Genomic DNA, 21,905 nt, shown 5'->3' on the forward strand with positions numbered 1-21,905 from the left:
GGGGAGGCGGGGCATCGTTTCCTCGATTTCAACGCCTCGGCGCTGGCGGTCTTCCGGCTGCTGCTACGCTGGGTGATCCGGCTGACTCCGATCGGCACGGCGGCGCTGATCGGCGATGCGGTGGTGCGCTATGGCTGGGAGTCGCTGGCGGCACTCGGCACTTATGCGGGGGCAGTCTATCTCGGGCTCGCCCTGGTGCTGCTCGTCGTCTATCCCGCGCTGCTGGCGGCACACGGCCTCAGCCCCTTGCGCTTCTTCGCCTCGGCCTGGCCGGCGATCCAGCTCGGCTTCGTCTCGCGTTCCTCGGTCGGCACATTGCCGGTAACCGAGGACGTGACCGAGCGCGCGCTCGGTGTGCCGCGTGCCTATGCCGCCTTCGCCGTACCACTGGGCGCCACGACCAAGATGGACGGCTGCGCGGCGATCTATCCGGCGATCTCGGCGATCTTCGTCGCGCAATTCTACGGCATCCCGCTGGGGATCGAGCATTATGCGCTGATCGCCTTCGTCTCGGTGCTGGGATCGGCCGCCACTGCCGGGCTGACCGGCGCGACGGTGATGCTCACGCTGACGCTTTCCACGCTGGGGCTGCCGCTGGACGGCGTGGGGCTGCTGCTCGCGATCGATCCGATCCTCGACATGGGCCGGACCGCGACCAATGTTGCGGGGCAGATGCTGGTGCCGGTGATCGTGGCCAAGCGGGAAGGGCTGCTCGACGAGACGCGGTTCCGGGCAGGCGCGCGCGAGACAGTGCACGAGGCACGGGGCGAGCCGGCCCTTGCCTGACGGTTTCGGCCGGGGTGAGCTCCGCGCTACGCGACTGGCGCTGCTCCCCCGGCTTCCTCTCCAACTGCTATGACCCGCGAGCCCGTCGGTGCCGGCAGAGCTGGGGCCTATGGGCCTGCTTGCCGTGCCGTCCGGTCGACGGCGGCGCCTTCGCGCCGCATCGCGGATGGAGCACAGCTCGATCCTTGATCAGGCGTCGACCTTGATCACGCCGCGGCGGATCTGGTCCAGCTCGATGCTCTCGAACAGCGCCTGGAAATTGCCGTTGCCGAAGCCTTCATTGCCCTTGCGCTGGATGATCTCGAAGAAGATCGGACCGAACATGTTCTCGGTGAAGATCTGGAGCAGGATGCCCTCGTCGCCGATATTGCCGTCGATAAGGATGCGGTTCTTGCGCAGGCGCTCCAGATCCTCGCCGTGCCCGGGCACGCGCTTGTCGACCAGTTCGTAATACGTCTCGATCGTGTCCTGCAGCTTGACGCCGCGGGCGCGCAGGCGCTCGACCGTGTCGTAGATGTCCGGCGTGGTCAGCGCGAGGTGCTGGATCCCCTCGCCCTTATATTCGCGGATGAACTCTTCGATCTGGCTCTTGTCGTCCTGGCTCTCGTTCAGCGGGATGCGGATCGCCTTGTCGGGGGCGATCATCGCCTGGCTGAACAGGCCGGTGGCCTGGCCCTTGATGTCGAAATATTTCTGCTCTTCGAAGCCGAAGAGCGTGCGGTAGAATTCGCTCCACACCCGCATCTGGCCGCGGCGGACATTGTGGGTGAGGTGATCGAGCAGGTCGAGCCCGACATTGTTCTTCGCCTCGGCTTCCCGCCAGCCGGGGAACTCGGCCCAATTCTCGTACAGGTCGTGGCCGTCCTGGATGAAATAGAGATAGGAGCCGCCGATGCCGAGGATGACGGTGTCGTCCTCGTCGGTGCGCTTGGCGCCGTGCGCGAGCGCCCATTCCATTGCCTTGGCCGGATCGGCGACGCGGAAGGCCATGGCGCTGGCCGAGGGGCCATGCTCGCCGCGGAACGCCGACACGCGGCCGGCCTCGTCGCGGTTGAGCATCAGGTTGATGCGGCCCTGCTTGTAGCGGGTGATGTTCTTGGTCGGGTGCCGGTGCGTCGGCACGAAGCCGAGCATCTCGAACTGCTTCCCCATCGCCTCGGGATCGGGCGAGGTGAATTCGACGAATTCGAAACCGTTGAGGCCGAGCGGATTGGCGGAATCGGTCATGCGTGCGCGCTCCAAGAAGGTAACGCGCGGGCTATACCTTCGGCCAATTAGTGTCAAATGATACTAATTGGCCGAAGCCGGAGCCTATAGCCCTTCGCCGCCCACCCAATGGGCGTTCGAGAGGCGGCGGGCGACGCTCCAGGTCTGGGTGCGGATGTCGGGCACCGCGACGATCTCCCAAAAGGCGCCGCGCGTCATCGGGCCGAGTGCGTAGAGATTGCCGTTGGGCAGTCCCTCGGCATTGATCGTCTGGCCCTGATTGTCGACGTCGATGCCCAGATGCGCCGCGTCGGGGCGGATCACGCCGCGCCGGGCAAGCTTCTGGAGCAGCGGCTCCTGGGTACGGTTCAGGTCGCCGAGCGGGCCGGTGCAGTTGACGATGCGCTGGACGGTCATGGTCTCGGCGGCGTCCGCGCCGCGCCGGCGGAGCCTGACTTCGATGCCCTCGGGCTTCTCCTCGAAGCCGAGCGTCTTGCCGGCGATGACTTCGAGCTGGCCGCGCTCGACCACGGCCATCAGCCGCGCATGGACTTCGGGCGCGAGGCGGTGGCGGTGGACGTCCCACCAGGGGCGAAGATGGCGCAGGAAACGGCCGCGCTCGGCCTCGCTCGCATTGCCCCACATCGCCTGGGTGAAGGGGCGGAGCTCGTCGACGGCGTTGCGCCAGCCGATCTCATCGCCGCGCGCGCGCACGGCCCGGAGCAGTCTCGACGCAGTGGTGGCAGGGCGCTCGCCGAGCTTCTTCCAGTCGCTGCCCGGCGCATGGCTGCGCGGCAGGAGGCCGCGGCGGGACAGCGCGACGATCTTGCCCTTGAAACCGCGCGAATCGAGCAACAGGACGACATCGATCATGGTGAGGCCGGTGCCGATCACCAGCACGGTGTCGTCGGGGCCGAGGTCCTCCGGCACGCTCGCATCCCAGGGATCGCCCTTGTAGCGGACCGCCGAGAGGCTTTCGGGATCGAGCCCGGGCGGGTCGTGCGGGGGCAGGTTGCCGACTGCGAGCACGGCGGCATCGGCTTCGATGGCGCGATCCCGCAGCCGGACCGTCACATCGTCCCCGAATTCCAGATCCTCGACTTCGTCGCGCACCAACGTCAGGCGATCCGGATGATCGCGCAGCGCGGCGTCGAGCAATTCGCGCAGATATTCGCCATAGGTGACGCGCGGGATGAACGCGCCCGGCGCATCCGCCACGCCGCGCGCCTCGAGCCAGCGGACGAAATGCGAGGGATCGTCGGGGAAGGCGCTCATGTTCGCGGCGCGGACGTTGAGCACATGGCTCGGATGCGCGGCGCCATAAGCGAGGCCGAGGCCGGCCACCGGCGCGCGCTCGATCAGCGTGGCGCGGGGGCCTTCGTGGCGGAGCAGGTTGATCGCCTGCAAGGTGCCGGAAAAGCCGGCACCGATGATCGCGACATGCTCGATCACGTCAGATTTCGTACTCGATCTGCCACTCGGGCTGTTCATAGGCCGGCTTGCGCGCCGCCATGCCGGGCTGGCGGGCCAGCATCTGCCCATAGAGTCGTTTCACCGCGTCGCTCGCGGTACGGACGAACAGGACGGGGACGATCGCGTGCACGACGCAGGCCGCGCCTCCGACGATCATGGTGAAGCCGAATCGCGCGGCGGTGGTGGCATGCTCGCCATAGCTTTCGCCGACGGCGCGCGGATGGGACAGGAAGATGCGCTCGAACATGAGGGCGGTTTACGCTCCCGGGGCGACACTGTGAAGTACAGCTTTTGCGCGCCCAAGCCCGGCTTTGTTTGCAATATCCCCCGCCATCGCTGACCCTGCCGGGGAACGCGCCGGAGAGCGCGCGGCGACGGGGGTTCCAACCGCGGCGGGACTGTGGTTGGTTAGCGCTAACAATATCAGGGGAGGATAGCTTGAGCGAGGATGCACGGTCCGACACCCCGTCGGAGCCCTTGGGCGAACATCATACGGCCACCCGCAACGAGAAGATGGTGATCGCGGCATCGTCGCTGGGCACCGTGTTCGAATGGTATGATTTCTACCTCTACGGCCTGCTCGCCACGACGATCTCGGCGCAGTTCTTCGCCGGGGTGAACGACACCACTGCCTTCATCTTCGCCCTGGCGGCGTTCGCGGCCGGCTTTGCGGTACGGCCCTTCGGCGCGCTCGTCTTCGGGCGAATCGGCGACCTGGTGGGGCGCAAGAACACGTTCCTGGTGACGATGGGCATCATGGGCGGTTCCACCTTCGCAGTGGGCCTGCTTCCGAACTTCGCCACCGCCGGCGTGCTCGCGCCGATTCTGCTGGTGACGTTGCGCGTGCTCCAGGGGCTGGCGCTGGGCGGGCAATATGGCGGCGCCGCCACCTATGTCGCCGAGCATGCGCCCAACCACAAGCGCGGGCTCTATACCAGCTGGATCCAGACCACGGCGACGCTCGGCCTGTTCGCTTCGCTGCTCGTCGTGATCGGCACGCGTTCCTGGCTGGGCGAGGCGGCATTCGCAAGCTGGGGCTGGCGCGTGCCGTTCCTCGCTTCGATCCTGCTGCTCGGCGTGTCGCTCTGGGTGCGCCTCCAGCTCAACGAGAGCCCGGTCTATGCGCGGATGAAGGCGAGCGGCAACACGTCCAAGGCGCCGCTGACCGAGGCGTTCCTGCGCTGGGGGAATCTCCGCATCGTGCTGATCGCGCTGTTCGGCGCAGTCGTGGGCCAGGCGGTGGTGTGGTACACGGGCCAGTTCTACGCGCTGTTCTTCCTCGAGAAGACGCTGAAGGTCGACGGGATGACCGCGAACGTGCTGATCGCGATCGCGCTGGCGCTGGGCACCCCCTTCTTCGTGTTCTTCGGCTGGCTGAGCGACCGGATCGGCCGCAAGCCGATCATCCTGGCCGGGTGCCTGCTGGCGTCGCTCTCTTATTTCCCGCTATTCCATGCGCTGACGCAGGCGGCGAACCCGGCGCTGGCCGAGGCGCAGGCACGGGCGCCGGTGACGCTGGTGCCCTATGAAGCGAAGTGTTCGGTGCAGTTCGATCCCATCGGCAAGAACAAGTTCGATGCGACTCCATGCGACGTCGCCAAATCCTATCTCGCCAAGGCCGGCGTGCCCTATGTGGTGAATCCCGAGAAATGGAGCGACGTATCCCCCGGCTTCGTCTCCGTGGACGTGGGGAAGACCCGCCTATTTCCGCCATCGGCTGACCAACTCCAGGATATCGGGCGCCGCAAGGATTTGATCGCTGCCTTCCAGAAGGACCTCCAGGCCGCGCTCACCGCCGCCGGCTACCCCGCCAAGGCGGACGACGCGCGGATCGACAAGCCGCTGGTGGTGGCGATCCTGTTCGCGCTCGTCCTGCTGGTGACCATGGTCTACGGCCCGATCGCGGCGATGCTGGTCGAGCTGTTCCCCAGCCGCATCCGCTACACCTCGATGAGCCTGCCCTATCACCTGGGCAATGGCTGGTTCGGCGGTTTCCTGCCCGCCACGGCCTTCGCGATGGTGGCGGCGACGGGGGACATTTATTACGGCCTCTGGTATCCGGTGGTGGCCGCCGCGGCGACGCTGATCGTCGGCCTGTTGCTGCTGCCCGAGACGTTCCGGCGGAAGATCGAGGAATGACTGTCGAGACCGTGCGAGCCTGGCTCGCCGAACATGCCCCGGATCTCCGCCTGATCGAGCAGGCTGCGAGCACCGCCACCGTGATGGAGGCGGCGGCGACGCTCGGGGTCGAACCCGGGCGTATCGCCAAGACCCTGGCGCTCCGCGTGGGGGAGGAAGTGGCGCTCGTCGTCGCGCGCGGCGATGCGCGGCTCGACAATCCGAAGATCAAGGCCGCGTTCGGCGGCCGCGCTTCCATGCTCGGCGCCGAGGAGGCGGAGGCGCTGACCGGTCATCCGGTGGGCGGCGTCTGTCCCTTCGGGCTGGCGACGCCGCTGCCGGTCTATTGCGACGTTTCGATCCGGGGATTCGCGACGGTGTTCCCGGCCGCGGGCTCGCGCACCGCTTCGCTCGAAGTCGAGCCCGAGCGGCTGGCGGCGCTGGTTTCGCAGCGCTGGGTGGATGTGTGCAAGTCAGGGTGAGCGAATGCGCTTGACCCGCCGCGCAACCTTCCCTAACGGACCGCCTCCACGCTTCGGCATGGCCCCTTCGTCTAGCGGTTAGGACGCGGCCCTTTCACGGCTGAAACACGGGTTCGATTCCCGTAGGGGTCACCATCCGCCTCTCGCGGCGTGGCTTTCCGGCATCGATGCTTTCCGCGGCGGCAGCCGGGCTCAGTCCGCCCAGGCCGCATCCTCGACATGTAGTTCGGCGGCGGGGCGGGAGCCCCAATCGTCGATCCTGGCACGGCCGGCGAGCCAGAGCTTGCGGTGGCGCGGGGCGGAGAGCAGCGCCTGGCCCAACTCGGTATCGGCCTGGCGGAAGGCAACGGCCTTGATGCTGCGCCCGTCCGGCCCGGCCACGATCAGCCGCACATGCCCGCCCGTGCCGACGATGTCGGCCTTGATCACGGTGACCGGCCCGGCCGCCACGCGCGGTGCCGGCCAGCCCATGCCATAGGGGCCGCCGGCCTCCATCGCGTTGACAAGATCGGGGCAGACGCCGCCTGGCGCCACCACCGCATCGAGCAGCAGCGCACGCTCGCCCATCGCCTGGGTGACGCGTTCGGAGAGCCGCTCCTCCAGGAACGCGGCAAAGGCGTCGATCTTGTCGGATTCGATCGTCACGCCGCAGGCCATGGCATGGCCGCCGCCCGCCTGGAGCAGCCCGGCATCCTTGGCGGCGAGCACCGCGGCGCCGAGGTCGACTCCGGGGATCGAGCGGCCCGAACCCTTGCCGATGCCATCCTCGTCGAGCGCGATCACGATCGCCGGCCGGCCGAGCCTTTCCTTCAGGCGTCCCGCGACGATGCCGATCACGCCGGCGTGCCAGCCCTTGCTCGCCACTACCGCCACTGCGTGATTGGCCTTGAGCAGGCTGATTTCCTCCGCTTCGGCCTGCACGCCCGCCTCGATCGCGCGGCGTTCCTCGTTGAGGAGGTTGAGCTCCTCGGCGATGGTTCGCGCTTCGTCGGGATCGCGCGTGGTAAGCAGCCGCACGCCCAGGTCGGAGCGGCCGACGCGTCCGCCGGCGTTGATCCGGGGCCCGAGCGCGAAGCCCAGATCGGTCGCGGTCGGCGCGCGGGTGAGGCGTGAGGCCTCGATCAGCGCGTTCAGCCCGATGTTGCGCCGCTGCGCCATCACCTTGAGGCCCTGGGCGACGAAGGCGCGGTTGAGTCCCTTCAGCGCGGCCACGTCGGCGACGGTGCCGAGCGCGACGATGTCGAGCAGGTCGAGCAGCTTGGGCTCTGCCCGGCCGGCGAAATGGCCGCGACCGCGCAGCACCCGCACCAGCGCCGCGCCGAGCAGCCAGGCGACGCCCACCGCTGCCAGATGGCCGTGCGCGGCGCCCTCGTCCTCGTCGAGGCGGTTGGGGTTCACCAGCGCCAGCGCCGCCGGCAGCTCGGTCGTGCATTTATGATGATCGACCACGATCACTTCGGCGCCGGCATCCCGGGCCATATCGAGCGCCTCGAAGGCCTGGGCACCGCAATCGACGGTGACGATCAGGCCGGCGCCTTCGCGCTTCAGGCGCACCAGCGCCTCGCCCGAGGGGCCATAGCCTTCCATCAGCCGGTCGGGGATATAGGGGCGTGCCTCCAGGCCCAGATCTCGCAGAAGCAATATGAGCAATGCGGCGGAAGTCGCTCCATCGACGTCATAATCGCCGAAGATTGCGACTTGCTCGCGCTGCTCGATCGCATCGGCCAGCCGTTCGGCCGCCTTGTCCATGTCGCGGAAGATCGAGGGGTCGGGCATGAAGGCGCGAATGCTCGGCGCCTTGTGGATGTCGAGTTCGTCGCGGGCCACGCCGCGGGCAAGCAGCAGGTGCGTCACCAGGTCGTCCGGCACTAGCCCGCCGCGCGAATCGGCGGCGAGCCCGCGCCAGCGCCAGGGCTGGCCGGTGATCGAGCGTTGAACGTTGAGGACCGCGGACATCGCAACGGCTATGGAACAGGGGCGGGGGCCTGTCCATTCCTCCGCCATTCGCCCGCGCGCGGGCCGTTGCGGGTCACTTTGCCGGCGGCTGCGGCATTTCCTGGTGAAGGCGCTGCGCATAGGCCCTTGCGAAGGCATCATGGACGCGGGCGACACCGGGATCGGTGGCGGCGCGCGCCTTCTCCGCACTCAGGTGGTGACGATGCTCGAGATATTCTCGGTCATTCTGCGATGACATGGGGAAGCTCCGGCTTCAAGCGGCAGCTTTCCAGTTGCTGTCGGTTCGCGCCTTGCTCGGGGTGTCGGGCGCCAATATTCTGTAGTTACACGATTTTTTTTCGTTGTGGCGAGCGAATAGCGGTGCTGCGGGTTCGGTTCGTCGCATTTCCCGCGCGCCGTCGTTCGCAACCCTTGCGACCGGCGGGCTGGCGCTCGCGGCGATCCGCGCCTACATCGCATCGCCTTATGGCCCGTCCGCGTCCCGCCCAGGAAAAAGTGAAGACCGTCGCCGAGAACCGGCGCGCGCGGTTCGATTATTTCATCGAGCAGACCTACGAAGCCGGCATCGCGCTCACCGGTACCGAAGTGAAGTCGCTGCGCTTCGGCGAAGGCTCGATCGCCGAGGCCTATGCCGAGGTGAACGACGGCGGCGTCTGGCTGGTCAATTCGAACATTCCCGAATTCAGCCACGGCAACCGGTTCAACCACGAGCCGAAGCGTCCCCGTAAATTGCTCCTTCATGAGCGGGAGATAAACAAGCTCCATGGCGCGGTGGCGCGCGAGGGCATGACTCTGGTGCCGCTGTCCATCTATTTCAACGGGCGAGGCCGCGCGAAGGTCGAGCTGGCGCTGGCGAAGGGCAAGAAGACGCATGACAAGCGCGACTCGATCAAGGAACGGGACTGGAAGCGGGAGCAGGGGCGCCTGCTCCGCGACCGTGGCTGATCCCGTGCCCGCATCGGGCAAGTCGCGTTTCCGCCGCTGGCTCGACAAGGCGACGCCCAGCCGCGAATCGGTCGAGTCCAATCGCTGGCTCCGCCCGGTCGCCAACCGCGTGATGCACAGCTCGCTGTGGCGCTTCACCCGCCGTTCGGTGCCGCGCGGCGTGGCGCTGGGCGTGGTGACCGGCGTGCTGGTGCCGATGGGGCAGATTCCCGCGTCGGCCGTGCTCGCGCTTCCCCTGCGCGCCAATATTCCCGCGGCTGCGGCGACCACCTTCATCACCAATCCCTTCACCACGCCCCCGCTCTGGGTGGCGGCCTATTGGCTGGGCAGCTGGATGATCGGTCCAGGCGCGGTGGTCGAGCAGGCGCAGGTGATCGAGCGGAGCTGGAGCGACTGGCTGGTCCACCAGGCCGGCCCGGCGACGCTCACCGGCCTGGTCACCATCACCGGTGCGCTCGCCCTGATCGGCTATTTCGGCACTGCGCTGGCATGGCGCCTGTGGATCGCCCGCAAGTGGAAGCGGCGCGCCGATGCCCGGGCCGCCCGTGGCTGAACACAGCTGAACGTGGTGGGGTGTCATCGCGGTGTAATAATGTTACGCTCGCCCGATTGACGGAGCCCATCGACGGTCTAAGACAGCCCGATCAACCATCGGGGGTCCCCATGCGCCTGTCGCTCCTCACCACCAGTTTCCTCGCCGCGCCCGTGCTGCTCGCCGGCTGCGCGCACAACGCCTCGCTGCCGGCCGTGCCGGTAGAGGCCGCGCCCGTCACCGAGCCGGATCCGGCGCCGCAGCCGGAAAAGCCCAAGCCGGTCTACGGCACCTATGGCTTCGACACGGCGGGCATGGACCCCTCGGTCAAGCCGGGCGACGATTTCTACACCTATGCCAACGGCGCCTGGGCGAAGAACACGCCGATCCCGGCCGACAAGTCGAACTATGGCTCGTTCAACATCCTGGACGACAACGCCAAGAAGCAGACGCACGAGATCCTCGACGCGGCGAAGGCCGATCCGAACTCGAAGATCGGCACTGCCTATGCCACCTATCTCGATACTGCGGCGATCGACGCCAAGGGCCTGGCGCCGGCCAAGCCGTGGCTCGACCAGATCAAGGAGCTGAAGGCCAAGGCCGGCTATCCCGCGCTCGCCGCCGCCGCACGCCGCAACGGCGTGGGCGTGCCTTTCGCCACTTATGTCGGCCAGGACGACAAGGAGCCGGAAGCCTATGCGCTCAGCCTGTTCCAGGCCGGGCTGGGCATGCCGGACCGCGACTATTACCTCTCGAAGGACGCCAAGTTCGTCGAGATCAAGGCGGCCTATCTCAAGCACCTCACCAACGTGCTGACGCTGGCCGGCGAGCCCGGTGCCGCGGCGCGCGCGCAGGCGATCGTCGACTTCGAGACCAAGATCGCCGGGGTCCAGTGGACCCGCGTCGAGAGCCGCGACGCGACCAAGACCTACAACAAGATGACCGTCGCCCAGCTGCAGAAATCGGCGCCGGGCTTCGACTTCAAGGCCTTCTTCGCCGCCGGCAAGACGCCGGTGGAGAGCGTGATCGTCGGCCAGCCCAGCGCGGTGACCGGCATCGCCAAGCTGATCCAGCAGGCGCCGCTGGCGGTGCTCAAGGACCAGTTGCTGGTCCGCACGCTCGACAATTTCGCCGATGTGCTGCCCAGCGCCTTCGACAAGGAGCAGTTCGCCTTTTACGGCACCACCCTGTCGGGCACGCCGGAGCAGGAAGCCCGCTGGAAGCGCGCGGTGGACTTCACCACCGGCGCCCTCTCCGACGACGTCTCGCAAGTCTATGTCGCCAAATATTTCCCGCCCGAGACCAAGGCGGCGGCCGACAAGCTGGTGAAGAACGTGATCGCGGCGATGGATCGCCGGATCGACAAGCTCGAATGGATGGCGCCCGAGACCAAGGTGAAGGCGCATGCGAAGCTAGCGGCCTTCACGCCGAAGATCGGCTATCCGGACCGCTGGCTGGATTATTCGGCGCTGACGATCACGGCGGGCGACGCGTTCGGCAACAATGTCCGCGCCAACAACTGGCAGTATGACGACAATGTCTCCAAGCTCGGCCAGCCGATCCGCCGCTGGGAATGGGGCATGACGCCGATGACGATCAACGCCTATGCCAATTTCGGCATGGTCGAGATCGTCTTCCCGGCCGCGATCCTGCAGCCGCCCTTCTTCGATCCGAACGCCGATCCGGCGGTCAACTATGGCGGCATCGGCGCGGTGATCGGCCATGAGCTGAGCCACCATTTCGACGATCAGGGCGCCAAATACGACAAGGAAGGCCGACTGACCGACTGGTGGACCCCGGCGGACGTCAAGGCGTTCAAGGCGCGCACCGACGCGCTCGTCGCCCAGTACGACCAGTATGAGCCGCTGCCCGGCATGCACGTGAAGGGCGCGCTGACGCTCGGCGAGAACGTCGCCGACCTGGCGGGCCTCACCGTCGCCTATGACGCGTACAAGGCCTCGTTGAGCGGCCAGGACGCGCCGGTGCTCGACGGCACCACCGGCGACCAGCGCTTCTATCAGGGCTGGGCGCAGGTCTGGCGCCGCAACTATCGCGAGGCGAACCTGCGCCAGCGCCTGTTGACCGATCCGCACTCGCCTTCGCAGCAGCGCGCATGGGTCGTGCGCAATCTCGATCCCTGGTACGGGGCGTACAATCCCGATCCGGCGACCAAGCTGTTCCTGACGCCCGACAAGCGCGTCCGGATCTGGTGATCCGGTCTCCCTCTCCCCTTGTGGGAGAGGGAAGGGGGCCATCGCCTGGCGATGGGCAGGGTGAGGGGGGCATATTTCCTCACCCGCTTCCCCTTTGCCCTTCCGCCGATCGCATCGGCCGCTTCCCTCTCCCATGTGGGGAGAGGGAATTGGGTCCTTGACCCGCGCCGCGCTACCGAACATCGGTGGCGGATGGCCACGCTGCCCGCCCATAGCCCGGTTTCGACGTCTCGCCGTTGGCTGCCCTTCGCGGCGGCGATACTGGCCGGGTTCCTCGCGGGCGCAGTGATCCTGTTGACGCTGAACGATCGCGCGGTGGCGGTCGGCTTCGTCGCTGCCGGCCTGCTTGCCGCGGGCGGCCTCTGGGGCGCGCGCAAGCTGTTCCACACCGACACCGCGGCCGAATTGCCGGTTGACTGGTCGGTAGCCCAGGCGCTCGCCGCCGCCAGCGACGATGCGCTCGCCGTCACCGATCGTGCCGGCCGCCTGGTCTGCGCCAACAGCCGGTTCGAGGCGCTGTTCGCCGGCTGGCCGACGCCACCCAACCTGCCCATCAGCGATGCCGCCGTCGCCGCGCTCGGCACCGCCGCGCGGGCTGCCTGGCGCGACGGCGAGGCCCGCGAGGACGGCATCCAGGTGTTCGGCGCTCCGGTCTCGGCCCGCGTCCAGCGCGTTGGCGAGGAATCGCTCGTCTGGCGCTTCATCGGGGTGCAGGCGCTCGATCTCGCCAGCCAGGTCCAGGTCCTCATCGACGGCCATACCGGCGATCGACTGGCCGCGGCCGGCATCATGGCCGCGATGATCTCGCCCGATGGCCGGGTGCGCAGTGCCAACCGCGTCTTCCGCCTGCGCGCCATGGGCAGCCCCGACGCCGCCGCCGAGGGCCGCGACTTCGCCCGTTTCCTGATCACCGATTCCATGGGGCTGGTCCGCTTCGAGCGCGAGGGGCTGGAGGGCAATCCGCTCCGCGTGCTCCAGATACCGTTTCTCGACGGCGAGGACGCGCCCCTGCTGGTGGCGCTGCTCGACGAGGAGCAGGGCAATGCGCCGACGCCGGCGATCGGTGCCAGTGCCGGCGCGCATGTCCGTTCGCTGATCGCGCTGCTCCCGCTCGGGCTCGCCCTGGTCGACCGGGACGGCCGCTTCGCCAGCATGAACGACGCGTTCGTCCGCGCCACGCGCGTCAACGTCGCGGCGCCGCCGCTCTATCCGGGCGACCTGGTGGTGCGCGAGGACAAGGCCGCGCTTGCCGATGCCATCCGCCGCTTCGCCGGCGGCGCGCCGCAATCGGCCGAGATGACCGTGCGCCTGGCCGATGCGCCCGAGGAACCGGTCTCGATCGGCATCGCCGGCGCGCGCGGGCTGGGCGAAGCGGCCGTCCTGATCAGCCTCAAGGATTCGGGTGAGGAGTCCAAGCTCAAGCGCCAGGTCGCCCAGGCCACCAAGATGCAGGCGGTCGGGCAGCTGGCGGGCGGTGTCGCCCATGATTTCAACAATATCCTGACCGCGATCATCGGCCATTGCGACCTGATGCTGATGCGCCATTCGCCCGGCGACAGCGATTATGACGACATCCAGCAGATCCGCGCCAATTCGAACCGCGCCGCATCGCTGACGCGCCAGCTGCTCGCCTTTTCGCGCCAGCAGACGCTGCGTCCGCAACTGCTCCAGCTCCCCGACGTCATCTCCGAAGTCTCGAACCTGTTGAAGCGCCTGCTCGGCGAGACGGTCCGGCTCGAAGTGAAGCACGGCCGCAACCTGGGCCCGGTGCGCGCGGATCCCGGCCAGCTCGAGCAGGTGGTGGTCAATCTCGCAGTCAATGCGCGCGATGCGATGCTGTCGCAGAATCCCAATGGCGGCGGCACGCTCACCATCGAGACGATGGCAGTGCCGGCCGCCGATGTCCGCCGGATGGACGACGACGTGCTTCCGGTCGGGGATTATACCGCGCTGCGCATCGCCGACACCGGCACCGGCATCCCGAGCGAGATCCTCGCCAAGATCTGGGAGCCCTTCTTCACCACCAAGGAAGTGGGCAAGGGTACCGGCCTGGGCCTGTCCACCGTCTATGGCATCATCAAGCAGTCCGGCGGCTTCATCTTCGCCGACAATGCGCCCGCGGGCGGGGCGGAGTTCACCATCTATCTGCCGGTCCACGCCGCCACCGAGGCACCGGTCCCCGCAAAATTGCCCGCGCCCAGGGACAAGCCGGCCGATACCTGGGGCACCGGCACGATCCTGGTGGTCGAGGACGAGGACATGGTCCGCGCCATCGCCGAGCGGGCGCTCGCCCGGCAGGGCTATACCGTGGTCACCGCCGACAATGGCGAGGCTGCGCTCGAGCTGATCGAGACGATCGACCGGCCCGATCTGCTCATCTCCGACGTGGTCATGCCGGTGATGGACGGACCGACGATGGCGCGCCGGATCCGCGCCAAATATCCCGATCTGCCGATCCTGTTCATGTCGGGCTATGCCGAGGAACAGCTGCGCAAGTCGATTGATCTGGAGCAAGTCGCCTTCCTGCCCAAACCCTTTTCGGTGCAGCAACTTGCCGAAGCTGCGCGTGACGTGCTTCTGCCCAAATAAATACTTGGCGTTTCGTGATTTTCCTGCGATGGGAGCGGCCATGCCGGGGCCCCAGAAGATCCTGATCGTCGAAGACGAGCCACTCATTGCGATGATGCTCGAAGACTTTCTCGACGCGCTCGACCGGCTTGTCGCCGGTACGGCGGACAGCGTCGCCGCGGCACTGGAGCTGGTCGAGGCCGGCGGCATCGACGCGGCCATCATGGACGTGAACCTGCGCGGCGGCGAGACCAGCTGGCCCATCGCCGATGCGTTGAGCGCGCGCGGCATCCCCTTCGTGCTCGCCACCGGCGGCGCGGGGGACATGATCGCCGAAGCCTATCGGGATCGCCCGGTGCTCTCCAAGCCGTTCACGATGGACAGTGTCGAGAAGGTGCTGGACAGCCTCGTCGCGGCGGACTGAGCGCTTTCTTCTCCTTCTTCGTCGCCTGGCTGCGCGACTCTAGTCCAGCACCCGCACGGGATCCCCGAGCCGGATCAGCCCCGGCCGTGCCGGACCGGCATAGATGCCGTATCTGTTGCCGAAGTCCTGCGCGACGGTGCGCAATATGCGCGGCGCCCTGGTGCCGGTTTCGGGATCGATGGTCACGATCACGCAGCGCGCGATCGGGTCCGCGCATTGCACCACCGCGCCGTGTTCCTCGTCGCCGAACGCCAGTCGCCGGCCCCGCCATTCGGTGGCGGGAACGTCACTCTCCACGATTACGTTGATGCGGAAGCGCATGATGTCGAGCGCCTCGCCATGCGCCGCCTCCAGCGCGGCATGGCCGGCGCTGGTCTGGATCGAGACCGGCATCGAATCATAGATGCCGCGAGCCACCTGGATCAGCGCGGCAGGCTCGCCCGCGGCGGCCTCCAGCCCGGCCTTGAGCAGCGGATCGTGCAGCGAAACCGATGCTCCGTCCGGTGTCTCCACCGTCACCATGCTCGTCTTGGGCTTGCCGGGATCGGCGAAGCGGGCGCGGTGGAGGACCATCGCCGGCACCTCGCGCGCGGTGAACCACGGAAAGCGCGTGCGATTGTCCGCGCGTATGAAGGCATATTGCCGGTCGCCTTCGATTCCCTGCCAGTCGAGCTCCGCCACGTCGAGCTGCTCCCCGGCCATCGATTTGACCGGAAAGCGGTTGAGCGCGCGGACATGGCCGACGATGCGGGTCATCGTGCCGGGCTAGCGAGCGCGAGCGCGTAGGGCAATCGCGGCCTGGCGGAACAACGGAACGATTATGGAACAAAAAATTCCGTTCCGCTCTTGTTCTATGAGAACAAACGCGATACATGTGTTCCAACACAGGTTGAAGGCGCGAGCCAAACCTTCTAGCGACGGGGACTTCCAATGGCAGCTTCGCTCAAGGTGATTGACGGCAACATGGCGATTTCTTCGGACAAGCAGAAGGCGCTCGACGCCGCTCTCGCGCAGATCGACCGCGCATTCGGCAAGGGGTCGGCGATGAAGCTCGGCTCCAAGGAGGCGATGCAGGTCGAGGCGATCTCGACCGGGTCGCTCGGGCTCGACATCGCGCTCGGCGTGGGCGGGTTGCCCCGTGGCCGCGTGATCGAAGTCTATGGGCCGGAAAGCTCGGGCAAGACCACGCTGGCGCTGCACGTCATTGCCGAGGCGCAGAAGAATGGCGGCGTCGCGGCGTTCGTCGACGCGGAGCATGCGCTCGATCCGGTCTATGCCAAGAAGCTGGGCGTCAATATCGACGAGCTCATCGTCTCCCAGCCCGATACCGGCGAGCAGGCGCTCGAGATCACCGACACGCTGGTCCGCTCGAACGCGATCGACGTGCTGGTGGTCGATTCGGTCGCCGCGCTGGTGCCGCGCGCCGAGATCGAGGGCGAGATGGGCGACAGTCATGTCGGGCTCCAGGCCCGGCTGATGTCGCAGTCGCTGCGCAAGCTCACCGGTTCGATCAGCCGCTCGCGCTGCATGGTGATCTTCATCAACCAGCTGCGCATGAAGATCGGCGTGATGTATGGCAATCCGGAAACCACGACCGGCGGCAACGCGCTGAAATTCTACGCCTCGGTCCGTCTCGACATCCGCCGCACCGGCCAGATCAAGGACCGCGAGGACATCATCGGCAACACCACCCGCGTAAAGGTGGTGAAGAACAAGGTGGCGCCGCCGTTCAAGCAGGTCGAGTTCGACATCATGTATGGCGAGGGCATCTCCAAGATCGGCGAGATCCTCGATCTCGGCGTCAAGGCGGGGCTGGTCGAGAAATCGGGCGCCTGGTTCTCGTACGACAGCGTCCGCATCGGCCAGGGGCGCGAAAACGCCAAGAACTTCCTCAAGGAGAATGGCGAGCTGCGCGAGCGCCTCGAGGCGGCGATCCGGGCGCGTACCGAGAAGGTCGCCGAGGGCCTGATGACGGGCCCCGACGCCGATGACGACGACCTTTGATCCATTACAGGCCGCGCCCGCGCGCGACGCGTGAGGCGGCGGTCACGGGCTGAGACCCATGGGAAGACCCGGCGCGCTGCCCCGCGCCGGGTCTTTCGCCTTTCGGGACGCCCCGGGCGTGCGGGACCGTGGCCTGGTGATATCTCGCTTGGGCAAATGCCGCTCCCGTCATCTCCGCAAGGGCGGGGATTCCATGGGTGTTGCCGCCGGGCCTCTGTCCGCTTGGTCAGCCAGAGTGAATCCCCGCCTGAATGGGGGTGACGCAAAAGGGGTGCCTGCCTCGAGCGGACAGGCCCTGGTGACCTTTCCGATCGGAGACAGTTTGCGACCCGCGCTTTCACGATCCGCCCCGGACGCTATAGCTGGTGGCGATGAAGGCGGTTTTCGATCCCGATCGCGTGCTGGCTGGCGGCCTGGCTGCCATCCGTGACCAGTTCCACGTCCCCCAAGCCTTTCCACCGGACGTGATCGCCGCCGCCGAGGCCGCGGCCCGCCGCGCGCCTGCCGCACATGTCGATCGGACGGCGCTTCCGCTGGTCACGCTCGATCCGGCGAGCTCTACCGATCTCGACCAGGCCCTCGCAATCGAGGCCAGCGGAGGCGATCTGCTGCTGCGCTATGCGATCGCCGATGTTGCCTGGTTCGTTGACGATGGCGATCCGGTCGATCGCGAGGCGTGGCGGCGCGGGGCGACCTTGTATCTGCCGGATGGGAAGGCCGGGCTCTATCCGTCGGTGCTGAGCGAAGGTGCGGCCAGCCTGTTGCCTGACGGGCCCCGTCCGGCGGTGCTTTTCACGGTGCGAGTGAATCCCGATGGCGAAGCACGGCTCGAGGATGCCGAGCGCGCGCTGGTCAGGAGTCGCGCCAAGCTCGCTTATGAGACCGTGCGCGACGCGGATCTGCCTCCGCAATTCGCCGAGCTCGCTCGCCGTATCGCTCTTGCCGAGGCGCGGCGGGGTGCCGCCCGAGTCGATCCGCCGGAGCAGGAAGTCGCGCGTCGCGCCGATGGGGGCTATGCGCTTGCCTTTCGGGCGCGCCATGCCTCCGAGGCCCGCAATGCGGCGCTGTCGCTCGCGACCAATCTTGCCATCGCCGAGCTGTTGCAGGCGCATCATAGCGGCCTGTTTCGCGTGATGGCCGAACCCGATGCGGCAGCCGTAGCGCGGCTCCGGAACACGGCCCGTGCGCTCGGCATCGCCTGGCCCGGCGCGCAATCGCTTGCGGCATTCCGTGCCACCCTGGATCCGGCCGATCCGCATCAGGCAGCGCTGATGCTCGCGATCCGCCGGGCGGGGCAGGGCGCCAGCTATGCCCCATGGCGCGCCGGTACGGTGCCATGGCATGCCGCCGTCGCGGCTCCCTATGTCCATGCCACTGCGCCGCTGCGGCGGCTGGCGGATCGCTATGTGATCCGGGCGGCGCTGGCGATCATGGCGGGCCAGCCGGTTCCCGAGGTGGTCGGCCAGGCCTTTGAGCGGCTGCCCAAGGTGATGGGGCGCGCCGATGCCGTGAGTGGCCAGATCGATCGTGCGGTGGTCGACCTGGCCGAGGCGGTGATGCTCATGGGCCGCGAGGGCGAGGCATTTGCCGCGACCGTCACCGATGTGGACGTTCGCGGCGCGCGGATGCAGCTGGCCGATCTGCCGGTGGTCACGCGGATCGATGCGCCCGGCGCGGCGCCCGGCACGCCGCTTCGCGTGCGGCTGGTCGATGCCGATCCGGCGAATCGCGCGGTCCGCTTCGAGGCGATCGGAGCGGGGCCGTGATCAGCCCCGCCGATCCCGACGATGTGGCGGCCACCGAAGCGCAGCTCGAAAGCTTCATCGCGCGCTTCACGCCGGAGATAGCGGATCGTGTTCGTGCAGCACGGGCGGTGCTTCGCGCGCGCCTGCCGGGCGCGACGGAACTGGTCTACGACAATTACAACGCGCTCGCGATCGGCTACAGCCCGGGCGAGAAGACCTCGGAGGCGGTGTTCAGCCTGGCGGTCTATCCGCGCAATCTATTGCTCTATTTCCTTCCCGGCGTGGGGCTGCCCGATCCCGAGGGGCTGCTTCAGGGCGAAGGGCGGCAGGGGCGCTATGTCTGCCTGAAGGACGTGGCGCTGCTCGACGCGCCGGCGGTGGTTGCGCTGGTCGATGCCGCGCTCGACCGGGCGAAGCGGCCCTTGCCTCCGCAGGATGGGCGGACCATCGTCAAGTCGATATCGGCCCGGCAACGTCCGCGCCGCCCAGCCGGAGACGCCGCATGACCGTCATCGTCCATCATCTCGAGAATTCCCGCTCGCAGCGCGTGCTCTGGCTGCTCGAGGAGCTGGGGTTGCCCTACGAGGTTCGCCGCTATCGGCGCGACAAGGCGACGATGCTCGCGCCGCCCGAGCTTCGCCGCGTCCACCCCCTCGGCAAATCGCCGGTGATCGAGCATGCGGGTAACGTCGTTGCCGAGACGGGCGCGATCGTCGAATATCTGGTCGAGCTGGGCGACGGGCGGCTGGGCATGCCGGGGCACCGCGAGGATGCGCTGCGCTGGCGGCATTTCCTCCATTACGCCGAGGGTTCGCTGATGCCACCGCTCTTCACCAAGCTGGTGCTGAGCCGGGTGCCGCTGCTGGGCAAGGTGGCGCAGAAGAAATTCCAGCCGATGGTCGATGTCCATCTCGACTATGTCGAGAGCGAGCTGGCGGCGCGGCCCTGGTTCGCCGGCTCCGAATTCACTGCAGCCGACGTGATGATGAGCTTCCCGCTGGAAGCCGCCGTCAGCCGCGCCAATGCGACCGCGGGGCGTCCGCGCATCGCCGCGTGGCTCGAGAAGATCCATGCCCGCCCTGCCTATAAGGCGGCGCTGGCCGCCGGCGGCCCCTATGCCTATGCCTGATCCCGGAAGCCGAGATGGTCGCAGGCGGGGCAGGCGGCGTCCTCGTCGGCGATGAGGCCCTGGCACCGCTTGCAGAGGGCGCGGTTGCGAGGTTGGAGCGCGTGATCGACGGTGACGCGCTGGTCGAACACGAAGCACTCGCCCTGCCAGCGGCTCTGCTCGGCCGGGACCTGTTCGAGATAGGCGAGGATCCCACCCTTCAGGTGATAGACTTCGTCCAGCCCTTCCGCCTTCAGGAACGCCGTGGCCTTTTCGCAGCGTATGCCGCCGGTGCAGAACATCGCGACGCGCGGCATCGGCCCGCCTGTCTCGCGCTCGGCGCGGAAGCGGCGGAACCAGTCGGGAAACTCGCGGAAGCTGCGCGTTTCGGGATCGATCGCGCCTGCAAAGCTGCCGAGCGCGACTTCATAGGCGTTGCGCGTATCGATCACGATCGTGTCGGGCGCGTCGATCAGCGCGTTCCAGTCCCCTGGCGCGACATAATGGCCGACATCGGCAAGCGGATCGATATCCGGCTCGCCCATCGTCACGATCTCGCGCTTCAAGCGGACCTTCATCCGGTCGAACGGCATGGCCGCGGCGCGCGCCTCCTTCACGTCGATCGCCGAGCAGCCGGGCAGGGCGCGGACATGGTCGAGCAGTTCGGCGATCGCCGCGTCGCTGCCCGCGACCGTGCCGTTCAGCCCTTCCCGGGCAAGCAGCAACGTGCCCCGGATGCCCAGCGCGTCGCATAGCGCGGCGAGCTGCGTGCGCAGGCCTTCGACATCGGGAAAGCGCGTGAACTGGTAGAGCGCGACGATCCGGACCGGCAACGCCGGATTTGGCCGGACCGGCAACGCCGGATTTGGGGCCGGATCCGGCGCCGCGCAGGCATCAGGAGCGGCCATAATCCTCGAAGCTCTCCGCTTCCGTGGCCGGCCCCTGGACGGGCGGCACGATCGGCTCGATCGGCTGCGGCGCGTCGAGCTTGCCTTCCCAGCGCGCCACCACCACGCTCGCCACGGCATTGCCGATCACATTGGTGGCGGTGCGGCCCATGTCGAGGAAATGGTCGACCGCGAGGATCAGCAGCACGCCTGCCTCGGGGATGTTGAAATGGCTGAGCGTGCCGGTGATCACCACCAGGCTGGCGCGCGGCACGCCGGCGATGCCCTTGCTGGTGACCATCAGGATCAGCAGCATCTGGATCATCGTCATCCAGTCGAGATGGATGCCATAGGCCTGGGCGATGAAGATCGACGCGAACGTCATGTACATCATCGAGCCGTCGAGATTGAACGAATAGCCGAGCGGCAGCACGAAGCTGGCGATGCGCGGCGGCACGCCGAACCGGTCGAGCGCGTCGAGCGTGCGCGGATAGGCGGCTTCGGACGAGGCGGTCGAAAAGCCGAGCAGGATCGGATCGCGCAGATAGCGGATCAGCGTGCGGGTGCGCGGGCCGACGATCAGGAAGCAGACGCCGAGCAGCACCGCCCAGAGCGCGAACAGGCCGAGATAGAAGCTGCCCATGAAGAAGGCGAGGTCGCCGACCACGCCGATGCCCTTGGTCGCCAGTGCCTTGGCCACCGCGCAGAACACGGCGACCGGCGCGAAGAGCATCACATAGCCGGTGACGGTGAGCATCACCTGCACCAGCGCCTCGAGTCCGCGGACGAGCGGCGCGCCCCTCTCGCCGATCGCGGCGAGGCCGACGCCGAAGAACAGCGAGAAGATGACGAGCTGGAGGATGTCGTTGCTCGCCATCGCTTCGATGCCGCTGGTCGGCACGATATGGATGAAGAACTTGGCGAGATCGAAGCTCGAGCGATCGACGCCGCTCGATGCCGTGGCCGCGGGAATCGTCAGGTTGAGGCCGACGCCGGGCTGGAGCAGATTGACGAAGATCAGGCCGAGGGTGAGCGAGACCAGGCTCGCGCAGACGAACCAGAAGAACGCCTTCAGGCCCACGCGCCCGATCGCGCCGCCGCCGCCCATATGGGCGATGCCCACCACCAGCGTGGAGACCACCAGCGGGGCGATGATCATCTTGATCAGGTGGAGGAACATCTGGGTCGGGATATCGAGGCCGTAAGCCCAGTTCTCGATCGCCTTCGCCCCTTCCGGCGTGCCCGACAGCGAGATGTTGAGGGCATAGCCCAGCAGGCCGCCCAGCAGCAGCGCCGCCAAAATGAACCAGGTAAGTCGCTTGCCCAACGGAGGCCCCCCTAAAAATCCTTTGGCCGCAGGCAAAGGGGATTGCGCCGTCCGGGTCAAGCCCCGCGCGGCCAGCCGATGCGTGCTGCCCCTATGCACGGCGGGTATTGCCGCGGCGCGCGAAGGGGTCC

General features: G+C 67.6%; 20 protein-coding genes and 1 tRNA gene. 13 read left to right on the top strand and 8 right to left on the bottom strand.

Annotation, left to right across the window (positions count from 1 at the left end; all coding sequences use genetic code 11):
• Positions 1-786, top strand: a 786-nt coding sequence (locus FFS08_RS05845) for a dicarboxylate/amino acid:cation symporter (protein WP_137871820.1), incomplete at its 5' end; no start/stop codon positions are given.
• A 189-nt stretch (positions 787-975) separates the two neighbouring features.
• Here the strand turns inward: FFS08_RS05845 and hppD are convergent.
• The 3 genes from hppD to FFS08_RS05860 form a co-directional block, all read right to left on the bottom strand.
• Positions 976-2,013: a 4-hydroxyphenylpyruvate dioxygenase gene (gene hppD / locus FFS08_RS05850; protein ID WP_137863961.1), complete on the bottom strand. Its 1,038-nt coding sequence runs from the start codon at positions 2,011-2,013 to the stop codon at positions 976-978.
• Positions 2,014-2,097: 84 nt separating this feature from the next.
• Positions 2,098-3,444 carry an FAD/NAD(P)-binding protein gene (locus FFS08_RS05855; RefSeq protein WP_137863960.1) on the bottom strand — a complete coding sequence of 449 codons (1,347 nt, stop codon included), beginning with the start codon at positions 3,442-3,444 and terminating at the stop codon, positions 2,098-2,100.
• Between the two features lies 1 nt (position 3,445).
• Entirely contained in the window at positions 3,446-3,712 is a 267-nt protein-coding gene (locus FFS08_RS05860; protein WP_137863959.1) for a DUF6356 family protein, read from the bottom strand.
• Between the two features lie 266 nt (positions 3,713-3,978).
• On the opposite strand from FFS08_RS05860, the gene FFS08_RS05865 reads away from it, so the two are divergent.
• From FFS08_RS05865 to FFS08_RS05875, 3 genes are all read left to right on the top strand, one after another.
• Positions 3,979-5,604 (top strand): MFS transporter, encoded by a 1,626-nt coding sequence (locus tag FFS08_RS05865; RefSeq protein ID WP_137863972.1) that lies wholly within the window; start codon positions 3,979-3,981, stop codon positions 5,602-5,604.
• Positions 5,601-6,065 (top strand): YbaK/EbsC family protein, encoded by a 465-nt coding sequence (locus tag FFS08_RS05870; protein ID WP_137863958.1) that lies wholly within the window; start codon positions 5,601-5,603, stop codon positions 6,063-6,065. The genes FFS08_RS05865 and FFS08_RS05870 overlap by 4 nt, the downstream gene beginning before the upstream one ends.
• A 60-nt stretch (positions 6,066-6,125) precedes the next feature.
• Positions 6,126-6,200, top strand: a tRNA-Glu gene (locus FFS08_RS05875).
• A gap of 57 nt (positions 6,201-6,257) precedes the next feature.
• Here FFS08_RS05875 and recJ read toward each other — a convergent pair.
• Positions 6,258-8,021 carry a single-stranded-DNA-specific exonuclease RecJ gene (gene recJ, locus FFS08_RS05880; protein ID WP_137863957.1) on the bottom strand — a complete coding sequence of 588 codons (1,764 nt, stop codon included), beginning with the start codon at positions 8,019-8,021 and terminating at the stop codon, positions 6,258-6,260.
• 73 nt (positions 8,022-8,094) lie between these two features.
• Positions 8,095-8,259 carry a hypothetical protein gene (locus tag FFS08_RS23390; RefSeq protein ID WP_163554999.1) on the bottom strand — a complete coding sequence of 55 codons (165 nt, stop codon included), beginning with the start codon at positions 8,257-8,259 and terminating at the stop codon, positions 8,095-8,097.
• Positions 8,260-8,486: 227 nt separating this feature from the next.
• On the opposite strand from FFS08_RS23390, the gene smpB reads away from it, so the two are divergent.
• The 5 genes from smpB (at position 8,487) to FFS08_RS05905 (ending at position 14,703) form a co-directional block, all read left to right on the top strand.
• Entirely contained in the window at positions 8,487-8,966 is a 480-nt protein-coding gene (gene smpB, locus FFS08_RS05885; RefSeq protein ID WP_086129916.1) for an SsrA-binding protein SmpB, read from the top strand.
• Complete coding sequence (locus FFS08_RS05890) at positions 8,959-9,519, top strand: DUF2062 domain-containing protein (RefSeq protein WP_249341203.1); 561 nt, start codon at positions 8,959-8,961, stop codon at positions 9,517-9,519. Before smpB ends, FFS08_RS05890 begins: the two co-directional genes overlap by 8 nt.
• 110 nt (positions 9,520-9,629) lie before the next feature.
• Complete coding sequence (locus FFS08_RS05895; protein ID WP_137863955.1) at positions 9,630-11,711, top strand: M13 family metallopeptidase; 2,082 nt, start codon at positions 9,630-9,632, stop codon at positions 11,709-11,711.
• A 192-nt stretch (positions 11,712-11,903) separates the two neighbouring features.
• A complete protein-coding gene (locus tag FFS08_RS05900) occupies positions 11,904-14,300 on the top strand; it encodes a hybrid sensor histidine kinase/response regulator (protein ID WP_137863954.1) in 2,397 nt (798 codons plus the stop codon).
• Between the two features lie 40 nt (positions 14,301-14,340).
• Complete coding sequence (locus FFS08_RS05905) at positions 14,341-14,703, top strand: response regulator (protein WP_137863953.1); 363 nt, start codon at positions 14,341-14,343, stop codon at positions 14,701-14,703.
• Between the two features lie 39 nt (positions 14,704-14,742).
• On the opposite strand, the gene FFS08_RS05910 is transcribed toward FFS08_RS05905, so the two are convergent.
• Entirely contained in the window at positions 14,743-15,459 is a 717-nt protein-coding gene (locus FFS08_RS05910) for an MOSC domain-containing protein (RefSeq protein ID WP_137863952.1), read from the bottom strand.
• Between the two features lie 174 nt (positions 15,460-15,633).
• Here FFS08_RS05910 and recA point away from each other — a divergent pair, with 174 nt between their 5' ends.
• From recA to FFS08_RS05930, 4 genes are all read left to right on the top strand, one after another.
• Positions 15,634-16,707 (top strand): recombinase RecA, encoded by a 1,074-nt coding sequence (gene recA, locus FFS08_RS05915; protein WP_137863951.1) that lies wholly within the window; start codon positions 15,634-15,636, stop codon positions 16,705-16,707.
• 371 nt (positions 16,708-17,078) lie between these two features.
• Positions 17,079-18,473: an RNB domain-containing ribonuclease gene (locus FFS08_RS05920; protein ID WP_137863950.1), complete on the top strand. Its 1,395-nt coding sequence runs from the start codon at positions 17,079-17,081 to the stop codon at positions 18,471-18,473.
• The gene (locus FFS08_RS05925; protein ID WP_137863949.1) at positions 18,470-18,958 is read left to right on the top strand and encodes a hypothetical protein; all 489 of its coding nucleotides are present in this window, start codon (positions 18,470-18,472) and stop codon (positions 18,956-18,958) included. Before FFS08_RS05920 ends, FFS08_RS05925 begins: the two co-directional genes overlap by 4 nt.
• Positions 18,955-19,581: a glutathione S-transferase family protein gene (locus tag FFS08_RS05930; protein WP_137863948.1), complete on the top strand. Its 627-nt coding sequence runs from the start codon at positions 18,955-18,957 to the stop codon at positions 19,579-19,581. The genes FFS08_RS05925 and FFS08_RS05930 overlap by 4 nt, the downstream gene beginning before the upstream one ends.
• Here FFS08_RS05930 and trhO read toward each other — a convergent pair.
• Positions 19,572-20,468 carry an oxygen-dependent tRNA uridine(34) hydroxylase TrhO gene (gene trhO, locus FFS08_RS05935; protein WP_137863947.1) on the bottom strand — a complete coding sequence of 299 codons (897 nt, stop codon included), beginning with the start codon at positions 20,466-20,468 and terminating at the stop codon, positions 19,572-19,574. The two genes, FFS08_RS05930 and trhO, sit on opposite strands and share 10 nt — an antisense overlap.
• The gene (locus FFS08_RS05940) at positions 20,455-21,774 is read right to left on the bottom strand and encodes a dicarboxylate/amino acid:cation symporter (RefSeq protein WP_137863946.1); all 1,320 of its coding nucleotides are present in this window, start codon (positions 21,772-21,774) and stop codon (positions 20,455-20,457) included. The genes trhO and FFS08_RS05940 overlap by 14 nt, the downstream gene beginning before the upstream one ends.
• Positions 21,775-21,905 lie beyond the last annotated feature (131 nt).

The sequence above is a fragment of the Sphingomonas sp. 1F27F7B genome (genome assembly GCF_005503355.1).
In the GTDB taxonomy this organism is placed as follows: domain Bacteria; phylum Pseudomonadota; class Alphaproteobacteria; order Sphingomonadales; family Sphingomonadaceae; genus Sphingomonas.